This window comes from Methylocaldum sp. MU1018 (assembly GCF_053646775.1).
In genome coordinates this window covers 20,149-37,179 of record NZ_CM132195.1, presented here as the reverse complement: position 1 = coordinate 37,179, position 17,031 = coordinate 20,149, and the positions used below count along the sequence as shown (strand labels likewise).

Sequence of the window (17,031 nt, the reverse complement as noted above, 5' to 3'; positions counted from 1 at the left end):
GTCCCCGAACCCTCGATCTGCGACAACCATTGCCCATGACCGATTTTCATTTCTTGAGACCCTGGTGGCTTATGGCGCTCGTTCCGCTCGCGGCGCTCCTCTGGGGGCTGTACCGGCGGCGCCGGAACGGCGCGGACTGGCAGGAGATTTGCGACGACGCGCTGCTGCCGCACGTGCTCGTCGGCGGGGACGGCCGCGCCGGCCGGCATCCGCTGCTCATCGCCGCCCTGGGCGGCGTCGTCGCCATCCTGGCCCTGGCCGGACCGGCATGGGAACGACTGCCGGCGCCGGCGTTCCGCAACATCGCCGCCCTGGTCATCGCGCTCGATCTCTCGTCGGCCATGAATGCCGCCGATCTCAAGCCGAACCGCCTGGAACGCGCCCGTTACAAGATTGCCGACATTCTGAGGGCGCGCAAGGACGGCCAGACCGCTCTGGTCGTCTACGCCGGCGATGCCTTTCCGGTCACGCCGCTGACCGACGATTCCGCCACCATCGCCGCACAGCTTTCTGCGCTCGACACCGGCTTGATGCCGGTGCAGGGAGCGCGCATCGATCTGGTCCTGGACTCCGCCGCCCGCCTCCTGAAGCAGGCCGGCGTGAAATCCGGCGACATCCTGCTGGTCACCGCCGGGGAGCGGGCGGCCGAGGCCGAGGACAAGGCGCGTCGGCTGAAGGCCGACGGCTACCGCATCTCGGTGCTGGGAGTCGGCACCGAGGAAGGCGCGCCGGTGCCCTTGCCCGAAGGCGGATTCCTGAAGGACGAAAAAGGCGGCATCGTGGTTCCGCGGCTCAATACCGGCGCGCTACGGAAGCTGGCCCAGACCGGAGGCGGCATTTACCGGCCGCTCACCGCCGCGCCGGACGATCTCGACGCGCTGCTGGGATTTTTCGAAAGCCATGCCGCGGCCGATACGCAGAACGACCAAACCCTGAACGTGGATCAGTGGCGGGAACACGGCGTATGGCTGCTGCTCGCCCTTCTGCCGCTGGCGGCCCTGTCGTTCCGGCGCGGCTGGCTGGGCGCCTGGCTGCTGATCCTGGCCGTCCCGGTTCCGAACGACGCTTGGGCGCTGGACTGGCAAAACCTGTGGCGGACGCCCGACCAGCAGGCCCGGCAAGCCTTTCAAGCCGAAAATTACGACGAAGCGGCGAAAAAGTTCGAAAACCCCGAGTGGAAAGCGGCCGCCGAATACAAGGCCGGGCACTACGAGGCGGCGGCCAAAATCCTGGAGACGCCGGTTTCGGCGGACGACCACTACAATCGCGGCAATGCCCTGGCGCGCCAAGGCCGTTACCGCGAAGCCATAGACGCTTACCGGAAGGCGCTGGAACTGGACCCCGAGCACGCGGACGCCCACTACAACAAGGAACTCGTTGAAAAGGCCCAGGAGCGGCAGAAGCAAGAACAGCAGGAAAAAGAACAGAAGAATTCGGGCTCGGAATCCGACTCCCCGCAATCGTCACAGGGGCAATCGGGCGACCGGGGCCGGAAAAACGAAGGCAGCGATTCGCGCGAGCAAGCGGGCCAGGAACGGAACGCCCAGCCGCAGAACGACGGCTCGGACGGCGAAACCAGCCAGCCCGAAAGCGCCGACGCCGCCTCCGGATCGGACGACGAGACGCAGGACCGGCCGGATGCGGAAGGCGAAAAAAAGCCCGAGAATGCCTCCGAACCGGAACCGGGCGAAGGCCAAGCGCAGGCTCGGCCGGCGGATCAAAACGGCCGGCGGGACGCGGCCGTCGCTGCCCCCGAAACCGGCAAGAGCGACGAAACCCGGCGAGCCGAGGAGCAATGGCTGCGGCGCATCCCCGACGATCCCGGCGGCCTGCTGAAACGCAAGTTTTATTATCAATACCGTCAGCGGCAACGAACTCAGGACGAGGAGTCGAACCCATGAACGAAACCTTTTTGTCGTACCCCTGTTCTCTTGGCCCGAGATTCGAGGCGCTGCTTCGGGCGTTTCGCCTGTGGCCGCCGATCCTGCTGCTTTATGCGGGGATCGCGTCGGCCGCAACGATCGAGGTGAGCGCCGACCGCAATCCGGTGCCGCTGAACGAATCCTTCACGCTGCTGTTCTCGGCGGAAAAAACGCCGGACGACGACCCGGATTTCACGCCGCTGGAACGAGATTTCAACGTCCTCGGCCAGGCGAAAAGCAGCCAGATCGCGATCGTCAACGGCCACCTCAGCAAACGGACTGAATGGCAGGTGACGGTCATGGCGAAACGGGAAGGCGCGCTGACCGTGCCGCCCATCGCCTTCGGTTCCGATCGCTCCGCCCCCCTGGTTCTCCAGGCGATCGGATCCGCGCCCTCGGCGCCGGCCGGCGCCGGCGAGGATCTCGTTCTCGAAGTCGAGGTCGAGCCCAAGAATCCCTATGTGCAGGCTCAGGCAATTTATACGGTCAGGGTACTGAGCCGCGTCCATTTCAGCGGCGCGGACCTGAGCGAGCCCTCGGCCGACAACGTCCTGATTCAGGACCTCGGCAAAAACCGCGAATTCAGAACCCAGCGCAACGGCCTCGAATACCGGGCGATAGAACGGAAATACGCGATTTTCCCGCAGAAGAGCGGCCCTCTCCGCCTGGAACCCCTGACGCTCGAAGCCCGGGTCGTGATGGGCGGCCGGTCCATCTTCAACTCGTTTTTCAATCAATCGACCCGCATCCTGCGGGTGCGCTCCGACCCGGTCGAACTGAACGTCCGGCCGATTCCGGCGGCCTTTTCCGGCAAACACTGGCTGCCGGCGGAACGCCTGGAAATCGAGGATTCGTGGTCGCAGAACGTCCCGCAAACCGGCGCGGGCGAACCCATCACCCGGACCCTCACGGTGCGGGCCGACGGTGCGACGGTGGGGCTGCTGCCCGAACTGGCGCCGCAGACATCGCCGCCCGCCGGGGACATCAAGCGCTACCCCGACCAGCCGCTGTTGAATGAAGAAAAACTGGCCAACGGCCTGGCCAGCGCCCGTCAGGAAAAAATCGCGCTGATTCCGGCACATTCGGGAACCTACCGGCTCCCGCCGGTGGAAATTCCCTGGTGGAACACCCGGACCGAGCGGATGGAGGTCGCCCGGCTGCCCGAGCGCACGCTGACCGTGCTGCCGGGCGCCGATGCGCCGGAAACCGCCCCGCCCGCACCCGGCCCGGAGCCGCGCGCCGCGGCGGCGCGGCCGGAATCCCCGCCGCCGCGCGATCCGCAATCCGCAGCCGGGATATGGTTCTGGCTGGCTCTCCTGTTCGGGCTGGGTTGGCTCGGAACGGCGGCGGCGTGGTGGTTCAGCCGGAACCGTCGGCAAGCGCCGGCGCCGGTCCCGCGGGCGTCGGACGATTCCGGGGCGAAACGCCGCGCTGCGGACGCGCTGAAAACGGCCTGCCTGAAGAACGACGCCGTCGGAGCGCGCCAGGCCCTGCTGGATTGGGCGGGCCGTCGTTGGCCGTCGGTCTGCCCGGCGGGATTGAACGAGTTGGAGCGCCGTTGCAGCGGCGAACTGGGGCGTGAAATCGAACGGCTCAACCGATCGCTTTATCGGAGTCCGGAGGCGGATTGGCAGGGTCAGGCCCTGTGGACGGCTTTTCGGTCTTACGCGGCGACGGACGACGAGGCGGGCGAACCCGCCGTAGCCGTCGGTTTGGAACCCCTATACAAGCTTTAGGCGAGAAATGGCACCGCCCCGCCCCATGACGCATGAACGATAATCGCATGAAGCCGACGACAACCATTCCTGTCATGGCGGGCATCGGCGCCTCGGCGGGGGGCCTCGATTCGCTGCTGGATCTTTTTCAGGCGGTCGAGCCCGGCGCCGGCTTTGCCTTTTTGGTCGCCCAGCATTTATCGCCCGATCATGACAGCAAGCTGGTGGAAATTCTCGCCAGGAACGTCAATCTGCCGGTCGTCGAAGCCGGCGAAGGGATGCGGGTGGAAGCGGACCGCATTTATGTCATTCCGCCGACGGCGGATATCAGCGTCTCGCTCGGCCGGCTGCGCCTGCAAAGCCGCGAGGGGCGTCCGCCGCCTCATTTCCCGGCCGACCATCTGTTTCTTTCCCTGGCCCGGGAATTGAGAAAAAAAGCCGTCGGCATCGTGCTGTCGGGAACCGGATCGGACGGGACGAAGGGGCTCCAGGCGATCAAAACCGGAGGCGGAATCACTTTCGCCGAGGATCCGTCCTCCGCCCGGTTCGACGGAATGCCGCGCAACGCCATCAGCGCCGGCGGCGTCGACTTCGTGCTGCCGCCGAAAGAGATCGCCCGGGAACTCGCAAACCTGGGCCGGCGGAGCGATGCAGCCGCCGCCCCGGAGTTCCCGCTGTACGACGAACAGGATTTGAGACAGATATTCCGCATCATTCTGGATATCTGCGGACTCGATTTCAGCCAATACAAGCGCAAAACCCTTTTACGGCGGCTCGCGCGCCGAATGACGCTCAAAAAAATCCGAAACGCCTCCGATTATCTCGTCCTGCTGCAGACCCAGCCCGCCGAAGTCGAGGCGCTGTGCCAGGATTTCCTGATCCGGGTCACGGCGTTCTTCCGCGACCCCGAGGCCTTCCGGGGCCTGAAAACGGAAGTCTTTCCGCGTCTGCTGCAAGACCGCTCCAACGGCGATCCGATCCGCATCTGGGTGCCCGGCTGCGCGACCGGAGAAGAAGCCTATTCCATCGCCATGGCGCTGCTCGAATTTCTGGACGAACACAAGGCCGACATTCCGATCCAGATTTTCGGCAGCGACATCAATCCTCGGGCCATCGGTCTGGCCAGGGCGGGACGCTATTCCGACGCGATCGAACGCCATATCTCCGAAACGCGGCTCAGGCGTTTCTTCATCCGAACCGACAGCCATTATCAAATCATCCCGGCCATCCGGGAATCGTGCGTCTTTGCCGAACACAACGTGGCGCAGGATCCGCCGTTCTCCAAACTGGATCTGATCAGCTGCTGCAATCTCCTGATTTATCTGGATCCTCTCTTGCAGAGGCAGGTCATGTCGACCTTTCATTATGCGCTCAATCCGGGTAAATTCCTGGCGCTCGGGCCGTCCGAAAACGTCGGCCCCCAAGGTTCGCATCTGTTCGAATCTTTAAATAAAAATTGGAGTATTTACGTGAGAAAGAATATTCCCGGACGAATGTTGCTGGACTTCGGCGGGAAAGAGCAGCGGATACTTCAGCCCGAGAAGACGTTGGCGGAAACGGCCGCGCCGCTCCAAAGCTCCGGATCGGCCCAGCGCCAGGCCGACAACATCCTGCTGGCGCGCTATGCGCCGGCCGGAGTACTGGTCGACGACGATCTGAACGTCCTTCAGTTTCGCGGCCATACCGGGCTTTTTCTCGAACACCGGCAAGGCGCGGCCAGCTTGAACCTGAAGAGCCTGACTCAAACCTATCTTTTTATCGAGCTGTCGGAAGCCGTGCAGGAGACGCGCTCGAACGGACAACCGGCCCGGCGGGAAAACATCCGCATCAGCAGCGACGGCGAAGAACGCTACATTCACCTCGAGGTGCTGCCGCTCAACGATGCCGAAGGCGGCACGTCTTTCTTCCTGATATTGTTCGAAAATTCGCCGGCCCGGTTCCGGATCGGCGGCCCGGGCGAATGGCTGCGGCGCATTTCCCGGACTCTGGCCCGACGCAGTGCTCCGTTCAAGCCGCAGCCCGGAGAGCGATCCGGATTATCGGAGCTGAGGCGAGAGCTCGACGCCACCCAGCGCCATCTGCAATCCGTCACCGAGGCCCACGCCGCCTGTCAGGAAAAGCTGCGATCGCTGGAAGAAGAGCTGTTGTCCGCCCATCAGGAATTCCAGAGCACGAACGAAGAGCTCGAAACCGCCAAGGAAGAATTACAGTCCGCCAACGAGGAATTGGCCACGGCGAACGAAGAACTGAGAGTGCGCAATCACGAATTGAGCCAGGTCAACCTCACGCTCAAAAACGCGCAGGATTTCAGCGACGCGATTCTGGGCACCATGCGCGACGCGCTGGTGGTGCTCGATCGCGAGCTCCGCGTACAACGCGCCAACCGGGCCTATTTCGACCTGTTCCGCACCAAGCCGGAAGCCGTCCAGAACAACCGACTCTACGACACCGGCCACGGCTTATGGGATCGGCGGGAAATCAGGGAGTCGCTCCAAATCGTGGCGCAAGGCGGGCGGACCATCGAGAACTACGAGGTAATCCTGGCCTGCCCCGAAACCGGCGAACGCATCCTGAACCTGAGCGCCTATAAACTGCTCGGAGAGGATCATCTGAACGATCTGATCCTGCTGACGATTCAGGACGTCACCGAGCGGCGCGGCATCGAGGCGGCCTTGCGACAGCGAAGCGAGATTCTCGACCAGGCCCACGAAGCCATTCTGATATGGGAACTCGGCGGCGGAATCCGGTATTGGAACCGGGGAGCGGAGGAACTGTACGGGTTTAAACGCTCCGAGGCGATAGGACAGATCAGTCACGCCTTGCTGAAAACCGAACGCGGCATCGATTCCGAAGAATTCGAGCGAATACTCGCCCGGGATCGGCAGTGGGTCGGCGAGGTCGTCCATACCACCCGCGCCGGAAAGCGGATCATCGTCGACAGCCGCAACACGGTCATGCTTCAGCGGAGCAAGCCGCCCCTCGTGCTCGAAACCAATCGCGACATCACCGGGCGCAAGGAAATCGAGGAATCGCTTCGCGAGGCCGACCGGCAGAAGGACGAATTTCTGGCCATGCTCGCGCACGAATTGCGCAATCCTCTCGCGCCGGTCCGCAACGGGCTTCACATCCTGCAGACGGCCAGCCCGGACAGAGTTCCGGTCAAGCAGATCCACGAGATGATGGACCGGCAGCTCACCAAGTTCACCCGGATCGTGGACGATCTGCTCGACGTGGCGCGCATCACGCGGGGCCAGATCGAGTTGCGCGAGGAAGTGATCGATCTCGTGCCGCTGATCGTCCACGTGCTGGAGATCGTGAGATATCAGATCGACTCCCGCCGCCACAAGCTCGCACTGGATCTGCCCGGCCATCCGCTGCTGATCCATGCGGACCCCACCCGCATGGAGCAGATCGTCGAGAACCTGCTCTCCAATGCCGCCAAGTACACGCCGCCGGGCGGCCACGTCGAAGTCACGCTCCAGGCCGTCGGAAACGAAGCCGTGCTGCGGGTCTGCGACGACGGCCGGGGCATCGGCCCCGAGGCGCTGCCGCGTATTTTCGATCTTTTCGTGCAGGCGAACAGAGGCCTGGACCGCATGGAGGGCGGGCTCGGCATCGGGCTCACCCTGGTGCGCCGGCTGGTCGAACTGCACCGCGGCCGGGTCGAAGCCAGAAGCAGTGGACTCGGCCTCGGAAGCGAGTTTTGGGTATATCTGCCGTTATGGCAGGAAGCCGAAACCGGACATGGCCCGCGCAAGACAAGCGCCCTGCGATCCGAGCCGATCGCGTCGCCGCGCCGAATCCTGATCGTCGACGATAATCACGATGCCGCCGAGAGTAGCGCGCTGATCGTCGGTGCCTCCGGACACACGGTCGAAGTCGCTTATGACGGACCCACGGCGCTGAATATCGCGGCAAGCTTCAAGCCCGAGGCGGTATTGCTGGATATCGGGCTGCCCGGCATGGACGGCTATGATCTGGCCAGGCGCCTGCGGAGCTTGCCCGGCATGGAAAAAACGCTGCTGGTGGCGATCAGCGGCTATGGCACGAAAGACGACCACCGCGCCTCGGAAGCGGCCGGCCTGGATTTCCATTTGGTCAAGCCGGTCGCCCCCGATGAGCTGGCGCGCATATTGGCCGCGCCGGCGGACATTCGCTGAACCGAACCCCGGGCCTCTCACCCCAGGTTCTCGACCAGGCGCCAATACGACCGCATCCGGCGATACGTGCAGCGTTCGTCGGGCGACGCTTTGAACCGAGGATGGGCGAGCAGCCCGTCCAGACAGGCGGCGATGCGCCCGGCCGTGGCCGGCGAAGGGCTTCTGGCATATCGCATCAAAAGAAAACGCAAGGTCTCCTGCAACGAATCGGGCGGCGCCGCATCGGCGCACAGGCGGCTCTCGGCAATCATGAATCTCTCCTCGGCGTTTTGACACGTGCGCTGTCCGGCGTTCAGACTGACCAACAAAAGGCGCTTGACGAGATCTTTCGAAGGCGGATCCAGGCAGCAAAAATCCTCGACGTGCAGATTTCCGTTCTCGAACAGTTCGATCAGCTTGACGGCGGACATTTGCAGTCGCACGCCACCGGCGGGTTGCTCTGAAAAAGATGTCGGAGTGACGAAATCCACGGTACGGCTCCTGCAAGCAAGCGTAATGAATACGCTTCAAATGATAATCGTTCTCATTTATATGTCAAATCGTTTCGGCGCGCCTCCGGACCGTCCGGCTTTCTCGCTCGGCAAGATTCGGTATCTATACTTGAAGGGATGACGGGCGCCGGACCGTGCGAAACGAAATTTCCGGGGGCGCGGCCGTCGTCGAATCACCCTTTCAGCCGAATAAGAATGTCGATGAAATTCAAGAATTACCTCAAACTTCTAGTGTACAAGGACGGCTCCGATCTCTATCTCACCGCCGGCGCCCCGCCCGCCGCCAAATTCCAGGGGAAGCTTACGCCGATCGATAGCGTCCAGCTGACCGACGAGATGATCAAGGAAATCGCCCATTCGGTCATGGACGAAAGCCAGCGCCGGGATTTCGAACAGCGCCCGGAGATGAACCTGGCGATCAGCGAAGAAGGCGTGGGGCGTTTCCGCGTGAACATCTTCAAACAGCGCAACGCCCATGCGATGGTGGTGCGGAACATCAAGGTCAATATTCCGAAGGCGGACGATCTGGGCCTGCCGGAGGTCCTGAAGAGCGTCATCATGGAAAAGCGCGGGCTGATCCTGTTCGTCGGCGCGACCGGTTCCGGCAAATCGACCTCGCTGGCGGCGCTGATCGACCATCGCAACAGCCACTCCGCCGGACATATCATCACCATCGAGGACCCGATCGAATTCATGCACCCCCACAAGAAATGCCTGGTGAATCAGCGCGAGGTGGGGGTCGATACCCAGACCTACGAGGACGCCCTCAAGAACACGCTCCGGCAGGCGCCCGACGTCATCCTGATCGGCGAGATCCGCTCCCAGGACACGATGGAATACGCCATCAATTTCGCGGAGACCGGCCATTTGTGCCTGTCGACCCTGCACGCCAACAACGCGAACCAGGCGCTCGACCGGATCATCAATTTCTTCCCCGAAGAACGCCGGAATCAACTGCTGCTGGATTTGTCCCTCAATCTGAGGGCGTTCGTTTCGCAGCGCCTGGTGCCCACGGTGGACGGAAAGCGCGCGGCGGCCATCGAAATCCTGCTCGGAACGCCCCTGGTCTGCGACCTGATCCGCAAGGGCGAAGTCCACGCGATCAAGGAAGTCATGGAGAAATCCGAAGGTTTAGGGATGCAGACCTTCGACAGCCATTTGGTGAAACTGTACCAGGCCGGACGGATCACCGCCGAAGAAGCCATCCGCAACGCCGATTCGGCCAACAACGTCAGACTGAAGATCAGCCTGAGCCAAAACAAACGGCGGGCTCCCGAAGAAACGTCGACGGAAGAGTCCGAGGCTTCGGAAAATCGAGGCAACGAAAGCGCTAACGGCGCTCAAACCGGCGAATCGCCATCCGGCTCGATGAATCTGAGTTTGGAGCCGGTCGGCGATGAAAGCGAAGCGGACGAGGAATCCCATTGAATCGGCTCGACCGGGAATAAGACGGACGGGTTATGCACGAACTCGCCTTGATGCACAATATACGGGACATCATCGAGGCCAGCCGCGCGCGGCAGGGTTTTCGCCGGGTTCGGACGGTGCGGATCGAGATCGGCAAGCTGTCCTGCGTGGAGCCGGACGCCCTGCGCTTCTGCTTCGACGTGGTGATGCAGGGCACGCCGGCGGAAGGCGCAAGCCTGGATATCGTCGAAACTCGAGGCCGCGGCGCATGCCGATCCTGCGGCGGAACGAGCGAACTGGAAACGCTTTACGACCCGTGCCGGCTCTGCGGCAGCCATCGGATGGACGTCGTCGCCGGCGGCGAACTGCGCGTCGAAGCGCTTGAAGTCGAGTGAATGTAGAGACCGGAAACCAGGAGAACGGCAATGTGTGCGATATGCGGCTGCGGCCAACCGGAACACGGGCATGCCCACGACCACCGCCACGATCATCACCACGAGCACGGGCTTCGCGCTCATGGCGCCGAGGCCCGCTGGCTGCGAATCGAGGAGGACATCCTCGGCAAGAACAACCGCTATGCGGCCGAAAATCGAGCCTATTTTCGGCAAAACGGCATTTTCGCCCTGAACTTCGTTTCCAGCCCCGGCGCCGGCAAGACCTCGCTGCTGGTGGCGACGATCCGAGCGCTCAAGGAGCGGATTCCGATCGCCGTCATAGAAGGCGATCAGCAAACCCATCGCGACGCCGACCGCATCCGCGCGGAAGGCGTTCCGGCCCTGCAAATCAACACCGGCAAGGCTTGCCACCTCGATGCTCACGGCGTCGGCCATGCCGTGGCGGACTTGCAGGCAAGGCCGAACAGCCTGCTCGCCATCGAGAACGTCGGCAATCTGGTGTGCCCCTCGTCGTTCGACCTGGGCGAAGCTCACAAGGTCGTCATCCTGTCGGTCACCGAGGGCGACGACAAGTCCCTCAAGTATCCGGACATGTTCCGCGCCGCCGACCTGATGGTCATCAACAAGATCGACCTGCTGCCGTATGTCGATTTCGACGTTTCGCGCTGTATCGATTACGCCCGCGAGGTGAATCCGGAGATCGGCGCGATCCGGCTGTCCGCCACCCGGGGCGACGGCCTGGACGAATGGGTCGGATGGATCGTTCGGGGCATCGGGCAAAGCCGAATCGAGTGAACCGCCGCCGGTCGACGTCGGCCTACTCCGGAGCCAGCCACTCCACCCGCCAGGCGCCCTGCTTTTCGATCGCGAGCCGGTCCCACAGCCACGGCAACAGATCGTTGAGATGCTGATCCAGGCGCCAGGGCGGATTGATGACGATCATGCCGCTGCCGTTCAGCCGCAAGGGCTCGTCGCCCGGCAATATCCCGAACTCCGCGACTAATATGTTGCGGATGCCGGACTTTTTGAACCGGCGCAAAAAATCGTCCGCCGCGGCCCGGTCCTGGATCGGATACCACACGGCGAAAATCCCCGTGGCCCAGCGCCGATGGGCGTCCTTCACGGCATCCAAAAGACGCCGCCGTTCGTCCTTGAGTTCGAAAGCCGGATCGATCAGCACCACGCCGCGCCGTTCGGGCGGCGGCAGCAGCGCCTTGAGCGCCTGATAGCCGTCGAGATGATGAATCTTGACTTGTTTGTCGCCGGCGAACTCCTCGCCGAGAATTTTCACTTCGTTGGGATGAAGCTCGGACAGCGCCATCCGATCGCCCGGACGCAAAAAGTGCCGGACGATGCGCGGCGAGCCGGGATAAAAGCGCAGCTTGCCGCCGCCGTTCAGGGCGCGCACGGCTTCGAGGTAATTCCGGACGGCCTCGGGCGCGTCTTCGACCTTCCACAAGGGCCCGATGCCGGTCTCGTACTCGCGATTCTTGCGTGCCATGGCCGAGCCGAGGTCGTAACGCCCGGCGGCGGCATGGGTGTCCAGGTAGAAAAACGGCTTTTCCTTGCGCAGCAGCGAACGGATCAGCAGAGTCAATACCAGATGCTTGAGAACATCGGCATGGTTGCCGGCGTGAAATCCGTGGCGGTAGCTCAGCATGGGCGACGAAGCCTTTTGCGGGAACGAATGGTCGGAACCGATCAAAAGTTCGGTTTTTTCTTGGCCGAATTGTAACGTTCGATGCTGTCGGCGATTTCCTGCTTCGCTTCCTCGCCGTCGTACCAGCCGTCGATCTTGACCCATTTGCCGGGTTCCAGATCCTTATAATGTTCGAAGAAGTGCGCGATTTGGGCGAGCTGGCTTTCCGGGATGTCGCGGAAGGAACTGACCTTGCTGTAGAGCGGCGTCAATTTGTCGTGCGGAACCGCGATGATCTTGCAGTCGCCGCCGGCTTCGTCGCTCATCTTGAGCAACCCGATCGGCCGGCAGCGAACCACCGATCCACTCAACAGTTTCCAGGGCGCGATCACCAAAACGTCCACCGGATCGCCGTCTTCCGACAAAGTGTGCGGCACGTAACCGTAATTGCAGGGATACTGCATCGCCGTACCCATGAAGCGGTCGACGAAAAGCGCCCCGGTTTCTTTATCGATTTCATATTTCACCGGATCGCTGTACGCCGGGATTTCGATGATCACGTTGATGTCGTTCGGAACGCTCTTGCCGGAACTGACTTTCATCAAAGACATGGGGTCGGATACTCCTTTGGCTGAGGTAAAACCGCGGGATTATAGCAATGTTTGCTCACGCGCCGGCTTGCAAAGAACCGCGGTCGGACAAGATGCGCGCGCCCGGCGAAATCGGCCGTCCGCCGCGCTGCGTCCTGACAATAGCAGATTTTCAGGTACGGAATCGTGAACCCTTTGCTTTTCAAAGCACATCCCTTGCTCTATCTCTCCGTGGATCTTCTCGTTTATCCGTCCGCGCACCCGGCAAACGATTTTTTCAGACTGATCCTGATTTACCTGACGATCAACCTTCTCTGGATGACGGCCTTGCGAATCGCGGTCCGAACAACCGCCGGAATCCGGCTGACGCCGTTCCGCGCTTACAGCCTGGCTTTACCGGGCACTTTCGCTTATGCGCCGGCGATGCTCACGGTCTTGAGCGACGTGCTGGCTCATGCGTTTCGTCTGGAGGAACGCTATATTCTGATTTTCGTCATAGGGGTAGCGGCGCAGATGCTTGCGGCTCTTTACGGCTTCGCCGTCCGTTCCGATCGGACCGGGCGGCCCGTAGGCGTGACGGCCGGTATCGCCGTCTCCTTGCTCCTCCTTTTGGCGTCGATTCCGTTCGGCTTGCTGCTGCTCGGTCTGAACGCGGTTCTCCGGATCGTTTGAGACGGCGTCGGTTCCCATTGACTTTCGCCGCAAAAGCTTTGGTCGGACTATCCCGTTATCCTATAATGGCGGGCTTTTAGCGCCCGCTCGTAATCACTGTCAATGAGGAAGGTCGTCCCGTGAGCAACAACTTTATTTTTACTTCCGAATCCGTTTCCGAAGGCCATCCGGACAAGATCGCCGATCAAGTCTCCGATGCAATTCTGGACGAAATGCTGAGACAAGATCCCACGGCCCGAGTAGCCGTGGAAACCTTGGTCAAAACCGGAATGGTGATTTTGGCGGGCGAAGTCACCACTTCCGCCTGGGTGGACACCGAAGCGCTGGTGCGCCAGGTCGTGCGCGAGATCGGCTACGACGACCCCGCGATCGGCTTCGACTGGGAAAGCTGCGCGGTGCTCACGGCCATCGGCAAGCAATCGCCCGACATCGCCATGGGCGTCGACGAATCCGAAAACCACGAACAGGGCGCCGGCGACCAGGGTCTGATGTTCGGCTACGCATCCAACGAAACCGATGTGCTGATGCCGGCTCCGATTACTTACGCCCACCGGCTGGTGCAACGCCAGGCGGAAGTGAGAAAGAAGAAATTCTTGCCGTGGCTGCGTCCCGACGCCAAGAGCCAAGTGACCTTCCGCTATGAGGACAACAAACCGGTCGCCATCGACGCGGTGGTTCTGTCCACCCAGCACTCGCCGGAGATCGATCCGAAAATCCTGCGCGAGGCGGTGATGGACGAAATCATCCTCCACGTGCTTCCGAAAGAGTGGCTGCACAAGGACACCCAATATTTCATCAACCCGACCGGCAAGTTCGTCATCGGCGGTCCGGTCGGCGACTGCGGATTGACCGGCCGCAAGATCATCGTCGATTCCTACGGCGGCATGGCGCGCCACGGCGGCGGCGCATTCAGCGGCAAGGACCCGTCCAAGGTGGACCGCTCGGCGGCGTACGTGGGCCGCTACGTGGCCAAGAACATCGTGGCCGCCGGACTCGCCGACCGCTGCGAGATCCAGGTGTCCTACGCCATCGGGGTGGCCGAACCCACCTCCATCAGCGTCAACACCTTCGGCACCGGCGTGATCGCCGAGGAACGCCTGGTGCAACTGGTGCGCGAATATTTCGATCTGCGGCCCAAGGGACTGATCCGCATGTTGGACCTTTTGCGGCCGATCTATCGTCCAACGTCGGCTTACGGTCACTTCGGCCGCACCGAAGACACCTTCACCTGGGAGAAGACCGACAAGGCCGGCGCGCTGCGCGAGGCGGCCGGTTTGTCCCCGCTGTAATGTTTTTACCCAGCCGCCGGGTAAGGCGGCGTTGCGCGGACTGAGGAGCGCTGCGACGGCGGCCCATGCACAGGCTGCCGCCAGGCTCAGTCGGCACAACCGGTTTTTCAACGGCGCTCGGTTCGTTTCCGCTGGTCGAAGCCTTTAGGCTGTCGAAACAAGACGCAAGCGTTTTGGCGGGTCGGACGGAGCACAGGAACCGGGAAAGGCGTACCGCATTTTCCCCGGCCCGAGGCGGATTTGCACCGCTCGCCGCTTCCGGCCGGACCTACCGAACCCTCGCCCGAGACGCTCTCGCCACGTTTTTGACAGCCTCCGGCTTTGTGATCCGCAGATATTCACACGATGAGGAGCATGAAACATGAACGCTGTCGTAAATCCTGATTCATCCAACGACTATCGCATCGCCGATATTGCCCTGGCCGACTGGGGGCGCAAGGAAATCGCCATCGCCGAGACCGAAATGCCGGGTCTGATGGCGGTGCGCGAGGAATATCGCGCGCAGCAACCGCTCAAGGGCGCCCGCGTCGCCGGCAGTCTGCACATGACCATTCAGACCGCGGTCTTGATCGAGACCTTGGCGGCCCTGGGCGCGGAAGTGCGCTGGGCGTCCTGCAACATCTTCTCCACCCAGGATCACGCCGCCGCGGGCATCGCCGCCGCCGGCATCCCGGTGTTCGCCTACAAGGGTGAATCCCTGGAAGAATACTGGGACTTCACTCACCGCATCTTCGAATGGCATGACGGCGGCACGCCGAACATGATTCTCGACGACGGCGGCGACGCGACGCTGCTGATCACGCTGGGTTCGCGCGCCGAAAAGGACCCGTCGCTCCTCGACAAGCCCACCTGCGAAGAGGAAGAGGTGCTGTTCGCCGCCATCAAGAAGCGCCTGGCTTCGCAGCCGGGCTGGTACTCGAAGGTGCAGGCCAACATCCAGGGCGTCACCGAGGAAACCACCACCGGCGTACACCGCCTGTACCTGATGGAACAGGAAGGCCGCCTGCCGTTCCCGGCGATCAACGTCAACGATTCGGTCACCAAGTCCAAGTTCGACAATCTGTACGGCTGCCGCGAATCGCTGGTGGACGGCATCAAGCGCGCCACCGACGTGATGATCGCCGGCAAGATCTGCGTCGTGCTCGGCTACGGCGACGTGGGCAAGGGCTGCGCGCAAGCCTTCCGCGGACTCGGCGCTACCGTGTGGGTGACCGAAATCGATCCGATCTGCGCCTTGCAGGCGGCGATGGAAGGCTACCGCGTGGTCACCATGGACGAAGCCTGCGGCAAGGGCGACATCTTCGTCACCGCCACCGGCAACGTCGGCGTCATCACCCATGATCACATGGCGAAGATGAAGAACAACGCCATCGTCTGCAACATCGGCCATTTCGATTCGGAAATCGAAGTCGCGAGCCTGAAGCAGTACACTTGGGAAAACATCAAGCCGCAAGTCGACCACGTGATTTTCCCGGACGGCAAGCGCATCATCCTGCTGGCCGAAGGACGCCTGGTGAACCTCGGCTGCGCCACGGGCCATCCGAGTTTCGTCATGTCGAACTCGTTCACCAACCAGACCCTGGCCCAGATCGAGCTGTTCTGTCACGGCGACAAATACGAAAACAAGGTCTACGTGCTGCCCAAGCATCTGGACGAAAAAGTGGCGCGTCTGCATCTCAAGAAGATCGGCGCGCATCTGACCGAACTGACCCCGGAACAGGCGGCATACATCGGCGTGCCGGTGGACGGGCCGTACAAGCCGGATCATTACCGGTATTGATTCCGCGAGGCTACGGGTAGGGTAGTATTGGCTAACCTACGTTCAATGTTCGGACCCCACGAAGAAATCCTGCCTCGTGCAGGATTTCTTCTATCTGAGATACGATGACCCCCATGGAATCGCAAAAAAAATATCCGAGAATTTTCAGCCTGGAATTCTTTCCGCCCAAGAACCACGAGGCGGAAGACGCTTTCCGTACCACTCTGGCGAAACTGGCGGCGCTCAAGCCGAAATTCTGTTCGGTGACGTTCGGCGCGGGCGGAACCACGCGGGAGAAGACCTTCGAAACCGTGGTCGAAATCCAGCGGAATACCGGCATCGAGGCGGCTCCGCACATTTCCTGCATCGCCTCCACCCAGGCCAGCGTGCGGGAAGTTTTGGAGGCTTATAAGAATCAGGGCATTCGCCATATCGTCGCGCTGCGCGGGGACATGCCCTCGGGCATGCTGTCACCGGGAGAATTCCGTTATGCCAACGAGCTGGTGGAATTCATCCGGCGGGAAACGGGCGATCACTTCCACATCGAAGTGGCCGCCTATCCGGAAATGCACCCCCAGGCCGCCAACATGGAAGCCGATCTGCGCGCCTTCAAGCGCAAGGTCGAAGCCGGCGCCGATAGCGCCATCACCCAGTATTTTTACAATCCCGAAGCCTATTTCCGCTTTGTCGACGACTGCGAAAAGATGGGCATCGACATTCCCATCGTGCCCGGCATCATGCCCATATCCAACTACACGCAATTGGCCCGGTTTTCCGACGCCTGCGGAGCGGACATCCCGCGCTGGATACGAAAACGGCTGGAGGTATTCGGCGACGACCGCAAATCGATCCGCGCCTTCGGGCTGGACGTGGTGACCGACCTGTGCCGCCGGCTGCTGGAACAGGGCGCGCCCGGACTGCATTTCTACACGCTGAACCGGGCTGAAGCGGTGTTGGGGATTTGGCGGAATCTGGGGATTGCGGCGGATTGA

13 protein-coding genes and 1 riboswitch are annotated in these 17,031 nt (G+C 62.1%); of the genes, 10 read left to right on the top strand and 3 right to left on the bottom strand.

Annotation, left to right across the window (positions count from 1 at the left end):
- Positions 1-35: 35 nt before the first annotated feature.
- The 3 genes from ACWJKU_RS00160 to ACWJKU_RS00150 are packed head-to-tail and all read left to right on the top strand — an operon-like array spanning position 36 to position 7,797.
- Positions 36-1,901: a VWA domain-containing protein gene (locus tag ACWJKU_RS00160; protein WP_454144877.1), complete on the top strand. Its 1,866-nt coding sequence runs from the start codon at positions 36-38 to the stop codon at positions 1,899-1,901.
- On the top strand, positions 1,898-3,658 hold the full coding sequence (locus tag ACWJKU_RS00155; protein WP_454144875.1) for a BatD family protein: 1,761 nt from the start codon (positions 1,898-1,900) through the stop codon (positions 3,656-3,658). The genes ACWJKU_RS00160 and ACWJKU_RS00155 overlap by 4 nt, the downstream gene beginning before the upstream one ends.
- A gap of 47 nt (positions 3,659-3,705) precedes the next feature.
- A complete protein-coding gene (locus ACWJKU_RS00150; RefSeq protein WP_454144873.1) occupies positions 3,706-7,797 on the top strand; it encodes a chemotaxis protein CheB in 4,092 nt (1,363 codons plus the stop codon).
- 17 nt (positions 7,798-7,814) lie between these two features.
- Here the strand turns inward: ACWJKU_RS00150 and ACWJKU_RS00145 are convergent, their stop codons facing one another.
- Positions 7,815-8,267 (bottom strand): hypothetical protein, encoded by a 453-nt coding sequence (locus ACWJKU_RS00145; protein ID WP_454144871.1) that lies wholly within the window; start codon positions 8,265-8,267, stop codon positions 7,815-7,817.
- A 222-nt stretch (positions 8,268-8,489) separates the two neighbouring features.
- On the opposite strand from ACWJKU_RS00145, the gene ACWJKU_RS00140 reads away from it, so the two are divergent.
- Genes ACWJKU_RS00140 through hypB form a run of 3 tightly spaced genes read left to right on the top strand, consistent with a single transcriptional unit; the run spans position 8,490 to position 10,885 of the window.
- Positions 8,490-9,716, top strand: coding sequence for a PilT/PilU family type 4a pilus ATPase (locus ACWJKU_RS00140; protein WP_454144869.1), 1,227 nt, complete (start codon positions 8,490-8,492; stop codon positions 9,714-9,716).
- A gap of 32 nt (positions 9,717-9,748) precedes the next feature.
- Positions 9,749-10,090 carry a hydrogenase maturation nickel metallochaperone HypA gene (gene hypA, locus ACWJKU_RS00135; protein ID WP_454144867.1) on the top strand — a complete coding sequence of 114 codons (342 nt, stop codon included), beginning with the start codon at positions 9,749-9,751 and terminating at the stop codon, positions 10,088-10,090.
- A gap of 30 nt (positions 10,091-10,120) precedes the next feature.
- On the top strand, positions 10,121-10,885 hold the full coding sequence (gene hypB / locus ACWJKU_RS00130; RefSeq protein WP_454144865.1) for a hydrogenase nickel incorporation protein HypB: 765 nt from the start codon (positions 10,121-10,123) through the stop codon (positions 10,883-10,885).
- Positions 10,886-10,907: 22 nt separating this feature from the next.
- Here the strand turns inward: hypB and ACWJKU_RS00125 are convergent, their stop codons facing one another.
- Entirely contained in the window at positions 10,908-11,750 is an 843-nt protein-coding gene (locus ACWJKU_RS00125; RefSeq protein WP_454144863.1) for a 23S rRNA (adenine(2030)-N(6))-methyltransferase RlmJ, read from the bottom strand.
- A gap of 41 nt (positions 11,751-11,791) precedes the next feature.
- Positions 11,792-12,340 (bottom strand): inorganic diphosphatase, encoded by a 549-nt coding sequence (gene ppa / locus ACWJKU_RS00120; RefSeq protein ID WP_454144861.1) that lies wholly within the window; start codon positions 12,338-12,340, stop codon positions 11,792-11,794.
- 165 nt (positions 12,341-12,505) lie between these two features.
- On the opposite strand from ppa, the gene ACWJKU_RS00115 reads away from it, so the two are divergent.
- The 4 genes from ACWJKU_RS00115 (at position 12,506) to metF (ending at position 17,031) form a co-directional block, all read left to right on the top strand.
- The gene (locus ACWJKU_RS00115; protein WP_454144859.1) at positions 12,506-12,991 is read left to right on the top strand and encodes a hypothetical protein; all 486 of its coding nucleotides are present in this window, start codon (positions 12,506-12,508) and stop codon (positions 12,989-12,991) included.
- Positions 12,992-13,110: 119 nt separating this feature from the next.
- The gene (gene metK, locus ACWJKU_RS00110) at positions 13,111-14,280 is read left to right on the top strand and encodes a methionine adenosyltransferase (protein ID WP_454144857.1); all 1,170 of its coding nucleotides are present in this window, start codon (positions 13,111-13,113) and stop codon (positions 14,278-14,280) included.
- A gap of 36 nt (positions 14,281-14,316) precedes the next feature.
- A riboswitch (S-adenosyl-L-homocysteine riboswitch) is annotated at positions 14,317-14,406 on the top strand.
- Between the two features lie 235 nt (positions 14,407-14,641).
- Positions 14,642-16,060 (top strand): adenosylhomocysteinase, encoded by a 1,419-nt coding sequence (gene ahcY, locus ACWJKU_RS00105; protein WP_454144855.1) that lies wholly within the window; start codon positions 14,642-14,644, stop codon positions 16,058-16,060.
- 113 nt (positions 16,061-16,173) lie between these two features.
- Entirely contained in the window at positions 16,174-17,031 is an 858-nt protein-coding gene (gene metF / locus ACWJKU_RS00100) for a methylenetetrahydrofolate reductase [NAD(P)H] (protein WP_454144853.1), read from the top strand.

What these genes read in the sequence shown, in the direction of transcription:
- ACWJKU_RS00160 (WP_454144877.1), top strand. Translation starts at nt 36, where the DNA reads ATGACCGATTTTCATTTCTTGAGACCCTGGTGGCTTATGGCGCTCGTT.
- ACWJKU_RS00155 (WP_454144875.1), top strand. Translation starts at nt 1,898, where the DNA reads ATGAACGAAACCTTTTTGTCGTACCCCTGTTCTCTTGGCCCGAGATTC.
- ahcY (WP_454144855.1), top strand. Translation starts at nt 14,642, where the DNA reads ATGAACGCTGTCGTAAATCCTGATTCATCCAACGACTATCGCATCGCC.
- hypB (WP_454144865.1), top strand. Translation starts at nt 10,121, where the DNA reads ATGTGTGCGATATGCGGCTGCGGCCAACCGGAACACGGGCATGCCCAC.
- metF (WP_454144853.1), top strand. Translation starts at nt 16,174, where the DNA reads ATGGAATCGCAAAAAAAATATCCGAGAATTTTCAGCCTGGAATTCTTT.
- ACWJKU_RS00125 (WP_454144863.1), bottom strand. Translation starts at nt 11,750, where the DNA reads ATGCTGAGCTACCGCCACGGATTTCACGCCGGCAACCATGCCGATGTT.
- ppa (WP_454144861.1), bottom strand. Translation starts at nt 12,340, where the DNA reads ATGTCTTTGATGAAAGTCAGTTCCGGCAAGAGCGTTCCGAACGACATC.
- ACWJKU_RS00140 (WP_454144869.1), top strand. Translation starts at nt 8,490, where the DNA reads ATGAAATTCAAGAATTACCTCAAACTTCTAGTGTACAAGGACGGCTCC.
- ACWJKU_RS00150 (WP_454144873.1), top strand. Translation starts at nt 3,706, where the DNA reads ATGAAGCCGACGACAACCATTCCTGTCATGGCGGGCATCGGCGCCTCG.
- hypA (WP_454144867.1), top strand. Translation starts at nt 9,749, where the DNA reads ATGCACGAACTCGCCTTGATGCACAATATACGGGACATCATCGAGGCC.